15 protein-coding genes are annotated in these 15,898 nt (G+C 72.5%); 4 read left to right on the forward strand and 11 right to left on the reverse strand.

The genetic code is table 11. The features are described from left to right. Positions 1 to 59 precede the first annotated feature (59 nt). Positions 60 to 464 (forward strand): VOC family protein, encoded by a 405-nt coding sequence (locus KV557_RS14575; protein WP_218200323.1) that lies wholly within the window; start codon positions 60 to 62, stop codon positions 462 to 464. Positions 465 to 486: 22 nt separating this feature from the next. Further along, entirely contained in the window at positions 487 to 861 is a 375-nt protein-coding gene (locus KV557_RS14580; protein WP_218200324.1) for an RNA-binding S4 domain-containing protein, read from the forward strand. 162 nt (positions 862 to 1,023) lie between these two features. Here the strand turns inward: KV557_RS14580 and KV557_RS14585 are convergent, their stop codons facing one another. Further along, positions 1,024 to 1,911 (reverse strand): SAM-dependent methyltransferase, encoded by an 888-nt coding sequence (locus KV557_RS14585; protein WP_218200325.1) that lies wholly within the window; start codon positions 1,909 to 1,911, stop codon positions 1,024 to 1,026. 222 nt (positions 1,912 to 2,133) lie between these two features. Here KV557_RS14585 and KV557_RS14590 point away from each other — a divergent pair, with 222 nt between their 5' ends. After that, positions 2,134 to 3,030, forward strand: coding sequence for a polysaccharide deacetylase family protein (locus KV557_RS14590; RefSeq protein WP_218200326.1), 897 nt, complete (start codon positions 2,134 to 2,136; stop codon positions 3,028 to 3,030). A 79-nt stretch (positions 3,031 to 3,109) separates the two neighbouring features. On the opposite strand, the gene KV557_RS14595 is transcribed toward KV557_RS14590, so the two are convergent. Then, a complete protein-coding gene (locus tag KV557_RS14595) occupies positions 3,110 to 3,922 on the reverse strand; it encodes an SDR family NAD(P)-dependent oxidoreductase (protein ID WP_256177391.1) in 813 nt (270 codons plus the stop codon). Between the two features lie 297 nt (positions 3,923 to 4,219). Here KV557_RS14595 and KV557_RS14600 point away from each other — a divergent pair, with 297 nt between their 5' ends. Then, complete coding sequence (locus KV557_RS14600; RefSeq protein ID WP_218200328.1) at positions 4,220 to 5,089, forward strand: 3-hydroxybutyryl-CoA dehydrogenase; 870 nt, start codon at positions 4,220 to 4,222, stop codon at positions 5,087 to 5,089. A gap of 75 nt (positions 5,090 to 5,164) precedes the next feature. Here KV557_RS14600 and KV557_RS14605 read toward each other — a convergent pair whose 3' ends face one another. From KV557_RS14605 to KV557_RS14645, 9 genes are all read right to left on the reverse strand, one after another. Then, a complete protein-coding gene (locus KV557_RS14605; RefSeq protein WP_256177392.1) occupies positions 5,165 to 6,244 on the reverse strand; it encodes a sugar ABC transporter substrate-binding protein in 1,080 nt (359 codons plus the stop codon). Between the two features lie 257 nt (positions 6,245 to 6,501). Further along, positions 6,502 to 7,344, reverse strand: a complete 843-nt coding sequence (locus KV557_RS14610; protein ID WP_218200330.1) for a chitosanase — start codon at positions 7,342 to 7,344, stop codon at positions 6,502 to 6,504. A gap of 118 nt (positions 7,345 to 7,462) precedes the next feature. Next, complete coding sequence (locus KV557_RS14615) at positions 7,463 to 8,428, reverse strand: ABC transporter permease subunit (protein WP_218200331.1); 966 nt, start codon at positions 8,426 to 8,428, stop codon at positions 7,463 to 7,465. Next, entirely contained in the window at positions 8,425 to 9,348 is a 924-nt protein-coding gene (locus KV557_RS14620; RefSeq protein ID WP_218200332.1) for an ATP-binding cassette domain-containing protein, read from the reverse strand. The genes KV557_RS14615 and KV557_RS14620 overlap by 4 nt, the downstream gene beginning before the upstream one ends. Further along, entirely contained in the window at positions 9,348 to 9,785 is a 438-nt protein-coding gene (locus tag KV557_RS14625; protein ID WP_218200333.1) for a GntR family transcriptional regulator, read from the reverse strand. Before KV557_RS14625 ends, KV557_RS14620 begins: the two co-directional genes overlap by 1 nt. Before the next feature lie 107 nt (positions 9,786 to 9,892). Beyond that, entirely contained in the window at positions 9,893 to 12,412 is a 2,520-nt protein-coding gene (gene pheT, locus KV557_RS14630) for a phenylalanine--tRNA ligase subunit beta (RefSeq protein WP_218200334.1), read from the reverse strand. Continuing rightward, on the reverse strand, positions 12,412 to 13,533 hold the full coding sequence (gene pheS / locus KV557_RS14635; RefSeq protein ID WP_218200335.1) for a phenylalanine--tRNA ligase subunit alpha: 1,122 nt from the start codon (positions 13,531 to 13,533) through the stop codon (positions 12,412 to 12,414). The genes pheT and pheS overlap by 1 nt, the downstream gene beginning before the upstream one ends. A gap of 254 nt (positions 13,534 to 13,787) precedes the next feature. After that, on the reverse strand, positions 13,788 to 14,891 hold the full coding sequence (locus tag KV557_RS14640; protein WP_218200336.1) for a sensor histidine kinase: 1,104 nt from the start codon (positions 14,889 to 14,891) through the stop codon (positions 13,788 to 13,790). 106 nt (positions 14,892 to 14,997) lie between these two features. Next, entirely contained in the window at positions 14,998 to 15,864 is an 867-nt protein-coding gene (locus KV557_RS14645) for a TrmH family RNA methyltransferase (RefSeq protein WP_218200337.1), read from the reverse strand. Between the last annotated feature and the right edge of the window lie 34 nt (positions 15,865 to 15,898).

Genomic DNA, 15,898 nt, shown 5'->3' on the forward strand with positions numbered 1-15,898 from the left:
CCGTCCGACCGGGAACGGCGGACGGATACTGGAAGAGCCCGACCGAAGGGGTGAGGGCGATGGACTGGAAACTCGAAGTGGTCGTGGTCCCGGTGGCGGACGTGGACCGGGCGAAGCTGTTCTACGAGGAGCGGGCCGGCTTCACGGTCGATCACGACACCCGGCTGCGGGACGGGGTCCGGGTGGTCCAGCTGACGCCGCCGGGCTCGAAATGCTCGATCGTCGTGGGGAGCGGAGTGATCGAGGCGCCGCCCGGGTCGGTGAAGGGCCTCCAGCTGGTGGTGCCGGACATCGACAAGGCGCATGCCGAACTGGCGGCGCGGGGCGTGGAGGTCAGTCCGGTGCAGCACTTCGAGGCGGGGGTCCGGGTGAACGGGCACGGCGAGGCGTGGAACTCGTTCGTGTTCTTCAACGACCCGGACGGGAACGGCTGGGCCGTCCAGGAGGCGCCGGCGGCCGCTTAGCTTGCTTGGGTAGAGTCCGGGGATGGCGGAAGACGAGGGAAGCGTCCGGGTCGACAGCTGGATCTGGTCGGTCCGGCTCACCAAGACGCGGGCGCTGGCGGCGGCGGCCTGCCGGGCCGGGCACGTCCGGGTGAACGGCGAGCGGGCCAAGCCGGCCCAGCCACTGCGGCCCGGGGACGAGGTGCGGGTGCGCGAGGAGGGCCACGAGCGGGTCGTCGTCGTACAGAAGCTGGTCCGCAAGCGGGTCGGCGCGGCGGTGGCGGCCGAATGCCTGGTGGACAACAGCCCGCCGCGACCGCCGCGCGAGTTCGTCCCGGCGGTCGCCGAGCGCGACCGCGGCGCCGGCCGCCCGACCAAGCGCGAGCGCCGGGACCTGCACCAGCTGCGCGGGCGCTAGGAACGCCTACCGGACGGGGTGAGCCGCCGCGGGGCGTCGAGGGCGGTGAGGGGTTGTCAGTGCTGCCGTCTAGTGTGCGGAGCAGTGCGGGCCGGTCCCGGCGCCGGGAGGGAGGCGCCGGGGCCTGCCCGCGAATGGCACAGCGAGTGGCGTGGCGAAGGGCTACTTCTTGAACGCGACGCCCGCGTACGCGGAGACGTCCTGCCAGCCGTCGGGCAGTTCGGTGGTCGCGACGTGCCCGGCGGTCGGCCGCCAGAGCGGGAGCTGGACGAGGCCGGGGCCGGTGAACTCGAAGTCGCCGAAGAAGGGTTCGACGCCGGCGCGCGGGCGCAGCACCAGCGGGGCGCTCGCGCCCTTGTAGATCCGGGCGCCCTCGTCCGCGCTGTGCCGGGAGGCGAAGTCGGGGCTGCCGTGGGAGAGGATCAGGGCGCTGCCGGGGGCGAGCGCGTCGCGCAGGGTGGCGACGATCTGCTGGGCGCCCTCCTCGTCGCGTATGAAGTGCAGGACGGCGACCAGCATCAGCGCGACCGGCTCGGACAGGTCGACGGCGGCGCGCAGGGCCGGGTGGCCGAGGATGGCGGCCGGGTCGCGCAGGTCGGCCTCGATGACCGAGGTGTGCCCGGCGGGGTGGCTCGCGAGCAGGGCGCGGGCGTGGGTGGCGACGATCGGGTCGTTGTCCACGTACACGACGCGGGCGTCCGGGGCGACCCGCCGGGCGACCTCGCTGGTGGAACCCGCGGCGGGGATGCCGGTGCCGATGTCGACGAACTGCCGGATGCCCTGCCCGGCCGCGAACTCGACGGCGCGGCCGAGGAATTCCCGGTTGGTCCGGGCCAGCAGCGGGAGCGCGGGGTAGGCGGCGATGGCGGCCTGGGCGGCCTTGCGGTCGGCCTCGAAGTTGTCCTTGCCGCCCAGGTAGTAGTCGTACATCCGGGCGGTGTGCGGGATCCCGGTGTCGAGCTCGGTCGGCGGCTGCCAGTCGTCCGCCCCGACCCAGTCCCAGTCGGAGTCCGTGCCCCTGGCCGCGGTGGCCGCTGTTTCCTCGTGCATCCTGTTCCGCCCCCAATGCAGACTGCCGGATGATCGCCGCGGTGGGCCGCCGTCCCGTCGCATGCGGTGCGCGGCGATCGTATCCGACGACACCCCGTGGAAACACGGCGAGTTCAGGTTTACGCACCACTCGCACGGCGGTGTGTGTGCACGTCAAAAGTCGGTCTCCCCGCGGCCGCCCCAAATCGCCGCGGCGGGCCGCCGTCTCTATGCTGGCTGCCGATGACTGCCGACCGCCGCACCGTACTGCGCACCGCCGCCAAGCTGGCCGCCCTCACCGCCGCCGGCGGGTTCCTCGCGGCGTGCGAAAGCGGCGCGCCCCGCCGGACCGACCCGGGCGGCCTCGCCGTGCACCCGGGCACCGTCGACCCGCAGCACACCACCGACCCCGCCTGGAACGGCGGCGAGGGCCCCGCCTCCCCCGCACCGTCCGGCCCGGCCGAGCCCCAGCCCACCGCCACCGGGGCCGCCACCACCGCGCCGCCCACCCCGCCGGTGCTGCCGCCGCTCGCGCCGAGCACCCCGGTCGAGGTCGCGTACGGGCCGCGCACCGGCAAGAACGTGGCGCTCACCTTCCACGGCGCCGGCGACCCGAAGATGGCCACCGCGCTGCTGGAGATCGCCGAGCAGCGCGGCGCCAAACTGACCGTCATGGCCGTCGGCAGCTGGCTCGACCAGCAGCCGCAGATGGCCCGGCGGGTCCTGGACGGCGGCCACGAGCTGGGCAACCACACCCAGAACCACCTCAACATCTCCGCGATGACCCCGGACCAGGCGCGCGCCGAGATCGCCCAGTGCGCCGACCGGCTGCAGCGGCTCACCGGCTCGATCGGCCGCTGGTTCCGCCCGTCCGCCGCGCAGTACGCCACCCCGATGGTGCGCGAGCAGGCGAAGGCCGTCGGCTACGAGCACGTGCTCTCCTTCGACGTGGACCCGCACGACTACGCCGACCCGACCGCCGCCGAACTCCAGCGCCGGATCCTGGGCTCGGTCCGCGGCGGCTCGGTGGTCGCCCTGCACATGGGCCACCAATGCACGGTGGACGCCCTCCCCGCCGTCCTGGACGGCCTCGCCAAGGCCGGCCTCACGCCGGTGACCGCCAGTCAGCTCTGCGCCTGATCGGCTCTGCGCTTGATCGGCTCTGCACCCGAGGGCCGTCGGCGATCGGAGGCGTTCGGGGGCGTTCGGCAGCGTTTCGTCACGCCATCGGGTCGTCGGGCTTGTACGGCCGCAGGCGCAGCGTGCGGGCGTCCATCTCGCGGATCTCCTCCGCGCGGGTGACGAGCTCGTCCAGGTCGTCCCGGCCGGCGTGGATGAAGCGTCCGTGCAGGGCGTCGAAGCGGCCCCGGGCGGCGTCCACGGTGACCGCGACCATGTACGGGATGGAGCCCCAGCTCTTCCTGTCCTTGAACATCGGCATCGCGGCGGTCATGTCGGTGGCCACCGCGCCGGGGCTGATGTCGAGCACGACGACGTTGTGCTGAGCGAGCGAGTCCGCCATGTTGTCGGAGAGCTGGAGCAGCGCGCCCTTGGACGTCGCGTACGCGGTGTAGTGACCGTCCGGGCGCAGCGCGAAGCCGGTGTTCAGGTTGATGATCCGGCCGTGCTCGCGGGACACCATGCCGGGCAGGACGCAGCGCAGCAGGTTGTAGGGGCCGCGCAGGTTGGTCTCGACGACCTGCCACCACTGGTTGGCGTCGGTCTCCCAGAGCGGCACCTCGGCGCGGTCCACCCGTCCGGCGTTGTTGACCAGCAGGTCGATCGGGCCGAGGTCGCGCTCGACGAGCCGGACGGCCTCGCGGACCGAGCCGGGGCGGGTGACGTCCGCCGTCACGGCGACGCCCCGGGAGCCGTGCCGCACGCACTCCTTCAGGGTGTCGGTGAGCGTCTCGTGGGTGCGGCCGACCAGGCCGACGGCCATGCCCTCGGCGGCCAGCCCGATGGCGAGCTCCCGGCCGATGCCGCGGCCGGCGCCGGTGATCAGGGCGACCTGTCCTGTGAGCGATCCCATCGGCACTGCGTGCTCCCTTCCCGTCCCCGTCCCCGTCCCCCGTCTGCGGCATTCTGTCGGCCGACGGGCGGTGGCGGCCCCGGGCACACGGGCGGTCCGACTGTCGTCACTCGTTCGGGCGATCCGTGCCCGGGTGGCACTCGTCCGGGGAGGGGGTGACCTACTGGCCGGTACGGAGTAGTAACGTCGTCGGGACGGTGCACCGGTGCACCCATTCCGGCACACCGGCCCGTTGACCAGCGCCTTGCTGGGCCACCTGTCGCTGGGCGACCCCCAGCACCACCGAAGGGCAACTGAGTGAGTGACATCGCGCGCGTCGGAGTGATCGGCTGCGGCCTGATGGGGTCGGGCATCGCGGAGGTCTTCGCCCGGGCCGGGCTGGACGTCCTGGTGTCGGAGGCCAGCGGGGAGGCACTGGAGTTCGGCCGCACCCGGCTGACCAACTCCCTGGACACGGCGGTCAAGCGCGGCAAGCTGACCCCCGAGCAGCGGGACGAGGCGATGGCCCGGCTCTCCTTCACCGTCCAGCTGTCCGACTTCGCCGACCGCGACCTGGTCGTCGAGGCGGTCGCCGAGCGCGAGGACATCAAGGTCCAGATCTTCCAGACCCTGGACCAGGTCGTCGAGCGCCGCGACGCGATCCTCGCCTCCAACACCTCGTCGATCCCGATCGTCAAGCTGGCCGCCGCCACCTCGCGGCCCGAGCAGGTCATCGGCCTGCACTTCTTCAACCCGGCACCGGTGCAGAAGCTGGTCGAGGTCATCCCGACCCTGACCACCTCGGCGGTCACCACCGAGCGGGTCGAGGCGTTCGCCTCCCAGGTGCTCGGCAAGGAGCCGATCCGCGCCCGCGACCGGGCCGGCTTCGTCGTCAACGCGCTGCTCGTGCCCTACCTGCTGTCCGCGGTGCGGATGTTCGAGTCGGGCGTGGCCACCGCCTCCGACATCGACAAGGGCATGGAGGCCGGCTGCGCCCACCCGATGGGCCCGCTGCGGCTGTGCGACCTGATCGGCCTGGACACCATCGTGTCGATCGCCGAGTCGATGTACGACGAGTACAAGGAGCCGCTGTACGCCGCTCCTCCGCTGCTGTCCCGGATGGTCGACGCGGGCCTGCTGGGCCGCAAGTCCGGCCGCGGCTTCTACGACTACACCGCGAGCGCCTGAGCCCCGGCGCAGCAGGGCGCGCCCGTACCGGAGGTCCGGTGCGGGCGCGCCCTTTCACGCGCCTGACGGCTTCAGCTACTTGACCCCGGCCTCCGCGCAGGCCTGCGCGTACTGCTGGGTGCAGATGTCGGACGCTTTGTAGAGCCCGCCGCCGACGACCGTGGCCTCCACCTTCGGCTTGGTCACCACGATCGGGGTGAGCAGCAGCGAGGGGATGTGCAGCCCGCCGCTGTCGGTGACCGAGGTCGCGGTGGTGCTGATGTCCATGCCCTCGGCCAGCTGGACGGCGATGCTGCCCGCCGCGTCCGTCTCGGGCTTGTACGGCTTGTAGATGGTGTACGCCTGCTCGCCCGTCAGCACCCGGCGGATCGCGTCGATGGAGGCGTCCTGGCCACCCACCGGCACGTTCTTGATGCCCGCGGCCTTCAGGGCGTCGATGACCGCGGCGGCCATGCCGTCGTTCGCGGCGTAGACGGCCTGGATGCCGTCCTTCCCGAGGCTCTGGATGGCCTCGTTCATCTTCGCCGTGGCCACCTCCGGCTTCCACTCGCCGGACTGCTCGTAGGCGATCTTCTTGACCTTGCCGTCCAGCGCCTGGTGCGCGCCCGCCTGGAACTGCGCCGCGTTGGGGTCGGACTCGGCGCCGTTGATCATCACGACGTTGGCCGAGGAGGCCTTCGAGCCGAGCGCGTCGAGCAGGGACTGGCCCTGGAGCTGACCGGTCTGCTGGTTGTCGAAGGAGACGTAGGCGGCGACCTTGCCCTGGGCCAGCCGGTCGTAGGCGACGACCTTCACGCCCTTGGCGTTGGCGGCGTCGACCCACGGGGCGGTGAGCTTGGCGTCGACCGGGTCGAGCAGGATGACCTTCACGCCCTTGGCGAGCATGTCGTCGAACTGCTTCTTCTGGACGGTCGCGTCGCCGCCCGCGTTGGCGTAGCTGATCGTGCACTTCGTGCAGAGGCCGGTCACCGTCTGTGTGATCAGCGGCTTGTCGAACGCGTCGTAGCGGGTCGAGGAGGTGCTCTCCGGAAGTAGCAGACCGATGCCCTCGCTGCCTCCGCCGGCCGCCGGCGTCTGGGGCGCCGCGGTCTGGCCGCAGGCCGCGAGGGTGAGTGCGAGCGACGCGGCGGCCGTGCCCGTGGCCGCGAGACGCATGGGTCTGATCATGATCGGTGGTGCCTCCTGTACGGCGCCGCGACGCCGCGGCAGGGGACGGAGTCAAGCGCCACCGGGCGAATGCGTCAATACGGGGAGGAGGCTTCGTTATCCCCCTGCTCGATTCGTTACGGGATGAACAGGACTTTCACATTTTCGAAGATCGAATTCGGGGGAATATTGATAATTCAGAGGACTTATTAATTGCGAAAGAGGGCGCGGTGGACCGGGGGGATCCGCCCCGGCCCACCGGAGTCTCAACCGGCGATCGAATAGCTGTCGCCGTAGACCTTCCAGCGCAGCGGCGGGTTGAGGTCGAAGTTCCCCGCGTCGAGGAAGACCATCTGCTCGGTGTCGACCCGACTGGTGTCGGAGTGGGCCTCCTCCTTCTTCATGACCACCTTGCGGGCCTCCAGGAAGGCCTTGATGTAGGTGGCCTCGTCTCCACCCTGGGCGGGGGTCCTGGCCTTCTTCATGGCCGCGGCGCGAATGCCGCCGAAACTGTCGGAGTTGTTTCCGGGGCCGTGCATGACAATGGCGTCGTAGTAGGCGAACTGGCCGAGCGCACGCAGCCCGTCCGCCTTGGCCTGACCGACGGCGGGGTTGAAGTACACCCGGTCGCGCTCGTCGTTCTGAGCCTGTTGGAAGACCGGATCCTTGGCGGCGGCGGCCCAGTCCTTGACGAACGGGGCACCGAGACCGGCGTGCGAGTCGCTGCCGTTGACCTTCTTCAGCGCGGGCAGGTACTTGGCGAGGACGTTGCCGGGCTTGAGGTCGGTGTAGTGCTTCACCAGGTCCAGCATGTCCCCGGTCCCGGAACAGAAGCCGATGATGCCGGCGGTGTAGCCGCGGCCGTCACCGATGTCCTCGATGTACTTGTACTGGGCTTTCCAGTCCAGCGACGAGTTTTCCGCGCTGGACACCAGCTGCATGGCGATGTCCTTCTTGTGCGGGTCGTCCAGGCCGACGCCCTTGATCCGGACGGAGGCCGCGGCGGCGGGCGCGGCCTGGGCGGCCGAGGTGGCCGCGACCGTGAGGGGCGCGGCCACCAGGGCGGCGGCGAGGGCCGCGAGGAGGGCACGACGGGGCTGAGGACGCATGGGCTGCTCCGGTTCCTCGTAGGTTAGGAAACCTTCCTAACGAGAAGCAAACGCTCTGGAGCCCCAGCCCCGCAAGGGTTCTGACGGATTCACTTCAAGCCGATGTGAACGGCCCAGGTCAGGCGGCCCGGCGCCGCACCCACCAGACCGCCGCCGCGCACAGCGCCACGGCGAGCAGGGTCGTCCAGCCGAACTCGATCCACTGGAACGGCCAGAACCGGTTCGCCGGCTGGTACACCTCGTGCGCGGTGTAACCCCCGTCGCGCACCATCGACTGCCACTGGGCGAACGTGTCACCACGGTTGTAGAAGTCGTCCGCGGAGATCCGGGTCCCGGCCGGATCGGAGAACCAGGTGCTCAGCACCCAGCGGTTGTCCAGCGGCAGGGACGTCATGGAGTGCATCGCGTCCTCCAGCGGGGTCATGTAGTGCGAGCGCACGGCCTGCGCGAGGAACGGCATCGCGACGGAGGCCGCCAGGCCGATGCCCACCGCTATCACCGTGCGGCGCAGCACCGCGCCGGCCAGCGCCGCGACCCCGAAGCCCACCAGCACGCGGCCGACCAGCACCGGCGGCGCCAGGATGAACAGCTGCGGGTTGAACTCCCCGCCCTTGAACGCCAGGGGCTCGCTCCACCAGCGCAGCAGCACGCCGAACAGTGCCGCGACGGCGGCCAGCGCCCCGCCACCCACCAGCAGGCCGCCCGCCGTCCAGCGGGTCCGCCCGGCGCCCTGGGTCCAGGCGAAGCGCACCGTGCCGTGTTCGAACTCCCGGGCCAGCAGCGGGCCGCCGAGGAACGCGCCGAAGGCGCCGCCGAGGACGAAGAGCACGGTTTCGAGCGGCAGCACGCCGTCGCCGTACTGGCGCGTGAACTGCTTGTACTTGGCCGCGCAGACGTCGGTGGCCGGGTCGCAGGAGGCCGCACCCGTCCGCTCCAGGCCGTTGTGCAGGTACCAGCTGTGCACCAGCAGGACGAGGGAGACCGCGCCCATCACCGTGAGCAGGCTGAGCAGCGCGGGCCGGTGGCGCAACCCGGCGGCCCGCAGCACGGCGGAGCGGGGCGGGGCGAGGGTGGTCGAGCTCACGACAGTACCTTCTGGTTCTTGACGACGGCCCCGCGCGGGCCGGGCAGGGCGGAGGCGGTCGGTTCACGCAGGTAGGCGAGCACCAACTCCTCCAGGCCGATGCGCTGCTGGCGCCACTCGCCGGAGACCGGCGCGTCCACGCCGCCGGTGCGGACCAGCAGGTGGGACTGGGCTCCGGCCCGACGGTCGCGGACCACCGGCAGGCGCTCGGCGACCGCCTCCGCCTCGGTGGTCGGGCCGGTGAGCATCCGGTGGCCGCCCAGCAGGTCGTCCACCTCCCCCGCCACCTGGACCCGGCCGCCGGCCAGCACCACCAGGTAGTCGCAGCTCTGCTCCAGCTCGTTGACGGCGTGCGAGGAGAACACCACCGAGAGGCCGTCCTCGGCCACCGCGGTGAGCAGCACGGACATGAAGTCGTGCCGGGCCAGCGGGTCGAGCGCTGCCAAGGGCTCGTCCAGGAGCAGGAGTTCGGGCCGCTTGGCGAGGGCCAGGGCGAGCGAGACCTGGGCCTGCTGGCCGCCCGAGAGCCGGCCGTACTTGCGGTCCAGCGGGATGCCGAGACCCTCCAGGTGGTTGCGCGCCCGGGCATCGTCCCAGCGCCGGTTGAGGTGGCGGCCCATCGCGAGCAGGTCGCGCACGGGCAGGCCCGGGTAGAGCGCGGCGTTCTGGGCGACGAAGCCGATCCGGTCCAAAGCCCGCGGTGAGCCGGGGAGTTGGTCGCCGAGGACGGTCATCGCACCCTCGCTGGGCAGGGTCAGACCGGCGGCCAGGCTGAGCAGCGTGGTCTTGCCGGCGCCGTTCGGGCCGACCAGGGCCACCACGTGCCCGGCCGGGACGGCGAGGTGGCAGTCCCGCAGAGCCCAGGAGCGGCGGTAGCGCTTGCCGATCCCGCCGCAGTCGATCACGGTGTCCGTGGTCATCACGCCACCACCCCGTCGCGTCCCTCACGCAGGTCGCGCAGCGCGTCCTCGAACACCGCGACCATCCCCCCTTCGTCCAGCCCGGCGGCCCTCGCCGAGCGCATCCAGTCCAGCAACCCCCGCCGCAGCGCGGCCCGTTCCCGCAGGGGAACCACCCCCGCGGGCAGCCCCCGCACGAACGTCCCCTGGCCGCGGCGGCCGACGGCCAGCCCGCGGTGCTCCAGCTCCCGGTAGGCCTTCAGCACGGTGTTCGGGTTGATCGCCAGGCTGGCGACCACCTCTCGCACTCGGGGCAGCCGGTCCCCCTCCGCCAACCAGCCCATCCGCAGGGCCTGTTCGACCTGCTGCACGAGTTGCAGGTAGGTCGGGACACCGGAGGCCGGGTCCAGGCGGAACTCGATGGGCGAGGGCTGGCCCTCGGCTTTATCTACTTCCATAGGTAAAGAGATAAAGGATGGGATGACGAATCGTCAAGCCGGATAACGCGAGAGGGCCCCACACCCGCCTCGTGGCAGGTGTGGGGCCCTCTCGGGTGCTACGGGATTCAGGCCCCGCGCAGCACCGCTCCCGTACGGCTGACGGCCTCGGCGACGGCGGCCTCGCGGGCGGCGGTGGCCTCGTCGGCGGTCAGGGTGCGGTCGGCGGCCCGGAAGCGCAGCGCGTAGGCCAGCGACTTCTTGCCCGCGCCGACCTGCTCGCCGGTGAAGACGTCGAACAGCCGGATGGCCTCCAGGAGTTCGCCCGCGCCGGAGCGCAGCGCGGCCTCCACGTCGGCGGCCGGGACGGCGTCGTCGACGATCAGCGCGACGTCCTGGGTGGCCACCGGGAAGCCGGAGACGGCCGGGCCGTTGACCTTCTCGGCGCCGTCGGCGGTGAGCAGGTCGATGTCGATCTCCATCGCCGCGCTCCGGGCCGGCAGCCCGAGCGCCTTGACGACCCGCGGGTGCAGCTCGCCGGCGTGGCCGACGACCCGGTCGGTGCCGGCGACGACCAGCTCGGCGCAGCGGCCCGGGTGCCAGGGCGCCAGCTGCCCCTGGCGGACCGTCAGCTCGATGCCGGCCGCGCGGGCCACCGTGCGGGCCGCCTCGACGGCGTCCGCCCAGGAGGCCTGGGCGCCCTTGCCCCACCAGCCGGACGGCAGCCGCTCGCCCGCGAGGGTGACGGCGACCCGGCGCGGCTGGTCCGGCAGCGCGGCGTCCAGCGCGGCCAGCTCCTCGGCGCTCGGCCGGCGGTCGACGGCCGGACGCGGGGCCACGGTCAGCTCGTCCTTGGGCAGGAAGACGGTGCCGGTCTCGAAGATCGCCAGGTCGGTGTTGCCGCGGCCGACGTTGCGGCGCAGCGCCCCGAGCAGGCCCGGCAGCAGCGTGGTGCGCAGCGCCGGCTCCTCGTCGTTGAGCGGGTTGACCAGCTTGACGGTCCGGCGGCGGCGGTCGTCCGTCTCCAGGCCGAGCGCCTCGAAGGCGGTGTCGCCGAGGAACGGGTAGTTGTTGACCTCGACGTATCCGGCCCCGGCCAGCGCGACGCCGATCCGGCGGTGGGTGCGCTGGGCCTCGGTCAGGCCCTTACCCGGGGGCACGTTGGGCATCCGGGCGGGGACGTTGTCGTAGCCCTCCAGCCGGATGACCTCCTCGGCGAGGTCGTACGGGTCGGTGAGGTCGGGGCGCCAGGTCGGCGGGGTGACCTCCAGGACGTCGGCGCCGGCGACCGAGCAGCCGATCTCCTGCAGGCGCCGGGTGACGGTCTCGCGGCCGTACGCGGTGCCGGCGACCCGGTCGGGCAGGTCGGCGGCGATGGTGATGGTGCGCACCGGGTGCGGGGCGGCGATGTCGGTGACCCCGGCCTCGGCGGTGCCGCCGGCGATCAGGACCAGCAGGTCGACGGCGCGCTGCGCGGCGGCGCGGGCGGCCTCCGGGTCGACGCCGCGCTCGAAGCGCTTGGACGCCTCGGAGGGCAGCTTGTGCCGCTTGGCGGAGCGGGCGATGGCGACCGGGTCGAAGTGCGCGGCCTCGATGATCACCTCGGTGGTGCCCGGGCCGGCGGCCGGGTCGAGGATCTCGGTGGAGGCGCCGCCCATGACGCCGGCCAGGCCGATCGGGCCGCTGTTGTCGCAGATCAGCAGGTCCTCGGCGGCGAGCTTGCGCTGGACGCCGTCGAGGGTGGTGAGGGTCTCGCCCTCCGTCGCCCGGCGGACCGTGATCGGGCCGTCGACGCGCTGCTTGTCGTAGGCGTGCAGCGGCTGGCCGACCTCCAGCATCACGTAGTTGGTGATGTCGACGGTCAGCGAGATCGGCCGGATGCCGGCCTTCTGCAGGCGGCGCTGGAGCCAGATCGGGGACTTGGCGTTCGGGTCGACGCCGACGACGGTACGGGCGACGAAGCGGTCGCAGCCGGCCGGGTCGCTGACCTTGACCAGGTAACCGAAGGAGTTCGCCGGCGGCACGTCGAGCAGCGCCGGGTCGGCCAGCGGCAGCCCGTACGCGGCGGCGGCCTCGCGGGCGACGCCGCGCATGGACAGGCAGTAGCCGCGGTCCGGCGTGACGGCGATGTCGAGCACCTCGTCGACGAGCTGGAGCAGCTCGACGGCGTCGGTGCCGGGCTCGTACTCGGGCGGGAGCACGATGATGCCGTTGCCCCCGAAAGAATCAGGCACAGTGTCGCCCATGCCCAGCTCGCGGGCGGAGCAGATCATGCCGGCCGAGGTCTGGCCGTAGGTCTGGCGGGCCGCGATCGGGAACGGGCCGGGCAGCACGGCGCCCGGGAGCACGACCACGACCTTGTCGCCGACCGCGAAGTTGCGGGCGCCGCAGACGATCTCCTGCGGCTCGCCAGTGCCGTTGGCGTCGCCGACGTTGACGAAGCAGTGCCGGATCGGCTTCTTGAAGCCGGTCAGCTCCTCGATGGAGAGCACCTCGCCGACCACCAGCGGGCCCTTGAGGTCGCCGCCGAGTTGCTCGACGGTCTCGACCTCCAGGCCGGCCCGGACCAGGCGCTCGGCGACGTCACGGCCGGTCTCGCCGGCCGGCAGGTCGACGTACTCGCGCAGCCAGGAAAGCGGGACGCGCATCAGATCTCCATCCCGAACGGGAGGGTGAAGCGCACGTCACCCTCGACCATGTCGCGCATGTCGGCGACATTGTGACGATTCATCAGGATCCGCTCCAGGCCCAGGCCGAAGGCGAACCCGCTGTAGCGGTTCGGGTCGACGCCGCAGGCGACCAGCACGCGCGGGTTGACCACACCGCAGCCGCCGAGCTCGATCCAGCCCTCGGAGGAGCAGGTGCGGCACGGGCGGTCCGGGTTGCCGACGCTCTCGCCGCGGCACACGAAGCACTGCAGGTCGATCTCGGCGCTCGGCTCGGTGAACGGGAAGTAGGAGGGGCGCCAGCGCAGTTCGAGGCCGGTGCCGATCAGCTTCTCGACCAGCACCTCGATGGTGCCCTTGAGGTCGGCGAAGGTGATGCCCTCGTCCACCGCGAGGCCCTCGACCTGGCGGAAGACCGGGGTGTGGGTGGCGTCCAGCTCGTCGGTGCGGTACACGCGGCCCGGGCAGACGACGTAGACGGGGGGCTCGCGGTCGAGCAGGGTGCGGGCCTGGACCGGGGAGGTCTGGGTGCGCAGCACCACGCCGGAGTCGGCGGAGCCGTCCGGGGCCTGGACGAAGAAGGTGTCCTGCATCGAGCGGGCCGGGTGGTCCGGGCCCAGGTTGAGGGCGTCGAAGTTGAGCCACTCGGCCTCGGCCTCGGGGCCCTCGGCGACCTGGTAGCCCATCGCGACGAAGGTGTCCTCGATGCGCTCGGCCAGCGTCGTCAGCGGGTGCCGGGCGCCGCGCGGGGCGCGGTCGTACGGCAGCGTGACGTCCACCGCCTCCTCGACCAGCACGCGGGCGTCGCGCTCCGCCTCCAGCTCGGCCTGCCGCTTGGCGAGGGCCTGGTTGACGGCGCCGCGGGCCTGGCCGATCAGCTTGCCGGCGGCGGCCTTGGCGTGCGGGGGCAGGGCGCCGATCTCGCGGTTGGCGAGGGAGAGCGCGGAGCGGTCGCCGGTGTGGGCGACCTTGGCCTGCTTCAGCTCGTCGAGCGTGCTGGCGGCGGCGAACGCGGCGACGGCCTCGTCCCGCGCCTGCTCCACCACCTCGGGCTTGAGGGCCTCGACCTCGACCGGGTCGTACGACTTGTTGGGTGCCGACATCTCTATCTTCCCGTGCTCCTGCTCGTCCGTGCTCAGGTGGGTGGGCTCGCCTTCGCGTCACGCCCGGCGTGGCCGGGGCACGGGCAGCCCGTTCTCCGTTCACCGGAGGGCTCACGGGGAGACCGGAGGGCTAACGGGGAGAGGTGTCCGCGGCACAGCCGCGCAGGGCGTTGCGCAACGCCAAAGGTCGAGTGTAGTCGCAGCGCGTAGCGCGGCTGCCGCGAAGCCCGTCCGGGGGCGACTCGTCAAGCTGACTAGAGCATGAAGTCGGGGATCCCGGCGGGCAGGATAAATCGGAACCGGGCGCCGCCGCCGGGCGCGCGGTCGACGCGGATCGAGCCGCCGTGGGCCTCCACGATGCCCTTGACGATATAGAGGCCCAGGCCCGTGCCGCCGCGCTTGGAGCCGCGCCAGAAGCGGGTGAAGACGCGCGGCATCGAGTCCTCGGGGATGCCGCTGCCTTCGTCGCTCACGGTGACCGCTGTGCCTTCCACGATGCGGGGCGGGGTGCCGGAGCGCTCCCAGACGGGCGCCTCGACGACCTCCTTGGCCGGTGCCACCTCGATCGTGACAGTTCCCTCGCCGTGCCGCACCGCATTTTCCAGCAGGTTGGCGAGCACCTGGTCGACCTTGTCCGGGTCGGCCCACAGGACGGTCAGCGGCTCGGTGATCCGGATGTCGAAGCGCTCCTCGGGGATGCCGGTGGCGACCTTGCGCTCGACGTGCCGGCGCACCGCGGCGGCCAGGTCGACCACCTGCTTGCGCAGCTCCAGCCGCCCTGCGTCGATCCGGGAGATGTCGAGCAGCTCGGCGATCAGCCGGGTGACCCGGTCGGCGTCGGCGTCGACGGTCTCCAGCATCAGCCGCTTCTGCCCGTCGGTGAACCGCTCCCACTTGGCCAGCAGCGTCGCCGTGAAGCCCTTGACGCTGGTCAGCGGCGAGCGCAGCTCGTGCGCGACGGTGGCGATCAGCTCGGCGTGGCTGCGCTCGGTGCGGCGCCGGGCCTCGGTGCCGCGCAGCGCGATCACCAGGCGCTCCAGCGGCCCCAGCGGCGCGCACCGCACGTACCGGGCGGAGACCAGCACCTCACGGCCGCCGGGCAGCAGCAGGTTGCGCTCCGGCTGGCCGGTCCGGGTGGCCAGGCCGCCGTACGGGTCGGTCAGCTGCCACCAGCGGCGCCCGTCCAGGTCCTCCAGCGGGAGGACGTCCTCCAGCTCCCTGCCGAGCGCGGCCTCCCGGAGCACGCCGGTGATCCGGGCCGCGGCCCGGTTGAAGCAGACCACCCGGCCCAGCGCGTCGGCGACCACCAGGCCGTCCGGCAGGTCGTCCGGGTCGAGCTCTGGCCCGCTGCCGACCATGGGTGTCCTCCCCGATTACCCACCGTGCCGTTCCCCCCACCGAGGCGACCCTAGCGCCTCCATGCCCCCGGCAGTAGGGCCTGACGGGTGGATCGTGCCGCCGCCGTCAGTCGTTCGAGCGACAGCCGCCGGGCGAGCGCTGCGCCCTGGCCGAGGCGTACAGGCAGACGGCCGCCGCCGTGGCCAGGTTGAGGCTCTCGGCGTGCCCGTGGATCGGGACGCGCACGACCTCGTCGGTGAGCGCGCGGGTCTCTTCCGGGAGCCCCCACGCCTCGTTGCCGAACACCCATGCGCCGGGTGCGCCGAGGGTGCCCTCGTCGAGCTCCTGGTCCAGGTCGCGCTCCCCCGCGCCGTCCGCGGCGAGCACCCGGATCCCGGCCGCGCGCAGCTGCCCGACCGCCTCCTCGACCGGTACGCCGACCGCGACCGGCAGGTGGAACAGGCTGCCCACGGAGGCCCGGACGGCCTTCGGGTTGTACAGGTCCACGGAGGCGTCGGTGAGCACCACGGCGTCCGCGCCGGCCGCGTCGGCGGTGCGCAGCACGGTGCCGGCGTTCCCGGGGTCGCGGACGTGGGCGAGGATCGCGACCAGCTTCGGGCGGGCCTTCAGCACCTCGGCGAACGGCGTGTCGATGAAGCGGCAGAGCGCCACGATGCCCTGCGGGGTCACCGTGTCGCAGATCCCGGCGATGACCTCGTCGGTGGCGGTGAGCACCGGCAGCCCCTCGGCGAGCGCGGCATCGACGATGCCGGCGTGCCGCTCGGCGGCCTCCGGGGTCACGTACACCTCGACCACGGCATGCTCGGCCGAGCCCGGCAGCTGGCCGAAGGCGACGGCCTCCCGGACGGCCTGCGGGCCCTCGGCCAGGAAGCGGCGCTCCTTGGTGCGCTGGTTCCGCTTGGCGAGCCGGCGGGCGGCGACGACGCGCGGCGAGCGCAGGGAGGTGAGCAGGGGGGTGTCGGTGCTCGGCATGGTCTCGTTCTCTGTGGCGGGGTGGCTCGCGGGG

Origin of the sequence: Kitasatospora aureofaciens, assembly GCF_019192735.1 — a bacterium.
In the GTDB taxonomy this organism is placed as follows: domain Bacteria; phylum Actinomycetota; class Actinomycetes; order Streptomycetales; family Streptomycetaceae; genus Kitasatospora; species Kitasatospora aureofaciens_A.

What these genes read in the sequence shown, in the direction of transcription:
- KV557_RS14575 (WP_218200323.1), top strand. Translation starts at nt 60, where the DNA reads ATGGACTGGAAACTCGAAGTGGTCGTGGTCCCGGTGGCGGACGTGGAC.
- pheT (WP_218200334.1), bottom strand. Translation starts at nt 12,412, where the DNA reads ATGCGCGTCCCGCTTTCCTGGCTGCGCGAGTACGTCGACCTGCCGGCC.
- KV557_RS14640 (WP_218200336.1), bottom strand. Translation starts at nt 14,891, where the DNA reads ATGGTCGGCAGCGGGCCAGAGCTCGACCCGGACGACCTGCCGGACGGC.
- KV557_RS14590 (WP_218200326.1), top strand. Translation starts at nt 2,134, where the DNA reads ATGACTGCCGACCGCCGCACCGTACTGCGCACCGCCGCCAAGCTGGCC.
- KV557_RS14605 (WP_256177392.1), bottom strand. Translation starts at nt 6,244, where the DNA reads ATGCGTCTCGCGGCCACGGGCACGGCCGCCGCGTCGCTCGCACTCACC.
- KV557_RS14645 (WP_218200337.1), bottom strand. Translation starts at nt 15,864, where the DNA reads ATGCCGAGCACCGACACCCCCCTGCTCACCTCCCTGCGCTCGCCGCGC.
- KV557_RS14610 (WP_218200330.1), bottom strand. Translation starts at nt 7,344, where the DNA reads ATGCGTCCTCAGCCCCGTCGTGCCCTCCTCGCGGCCCTCGCCGCCGCC.
- pheS (WP_218200335.1), bottom strand. Translation starts at nt 13,533, where the DNA reads ATGTCGGCACCCAACAAGTCGTACGACCCGGTCGAGGTCGAGGCCCTC.
- KV557_RS14595 (WP_256177391.1), bottom strand. Translation starts at nt 3,922, where the DNA reads ATGGGATCGCTCACAGGACAGGTCGCCCTGATCACCGGCGCCGGCCGC.
- KV557_RS14580 (WP_218200324.1), top strand. Translation starts at nt 487, where the DNA reads ATGGCGGAAGACGAGGGAAGCGTCCGGGTCGACAGCTGGATCTGGTCG.
- KV557_RS14625 (WP_218200333.1), bottom strand. Translation starts at nt 9,785, where the DNA reads ATGGAAGTAGATAAAGCCGAGGGCCAGCCCTCGCCCATCGAGTTCCGC.
- KV557_RS14585 (WP_218200325.1), bottom strand. Translation starts at nt 1,911, where the DNA reads ATGCACGAGGAAACAGCGGCCACCGCGGCCAGGGGCACGGACTCCGAC.
- KV557_RS14620 (WP_218200332.1), bottom strand. Translation starts at nt 9,348, where the DNA reads ATGACCACGGACACCGTGATCGACTGCGGCGGGATCGGCAAGCGCTAC.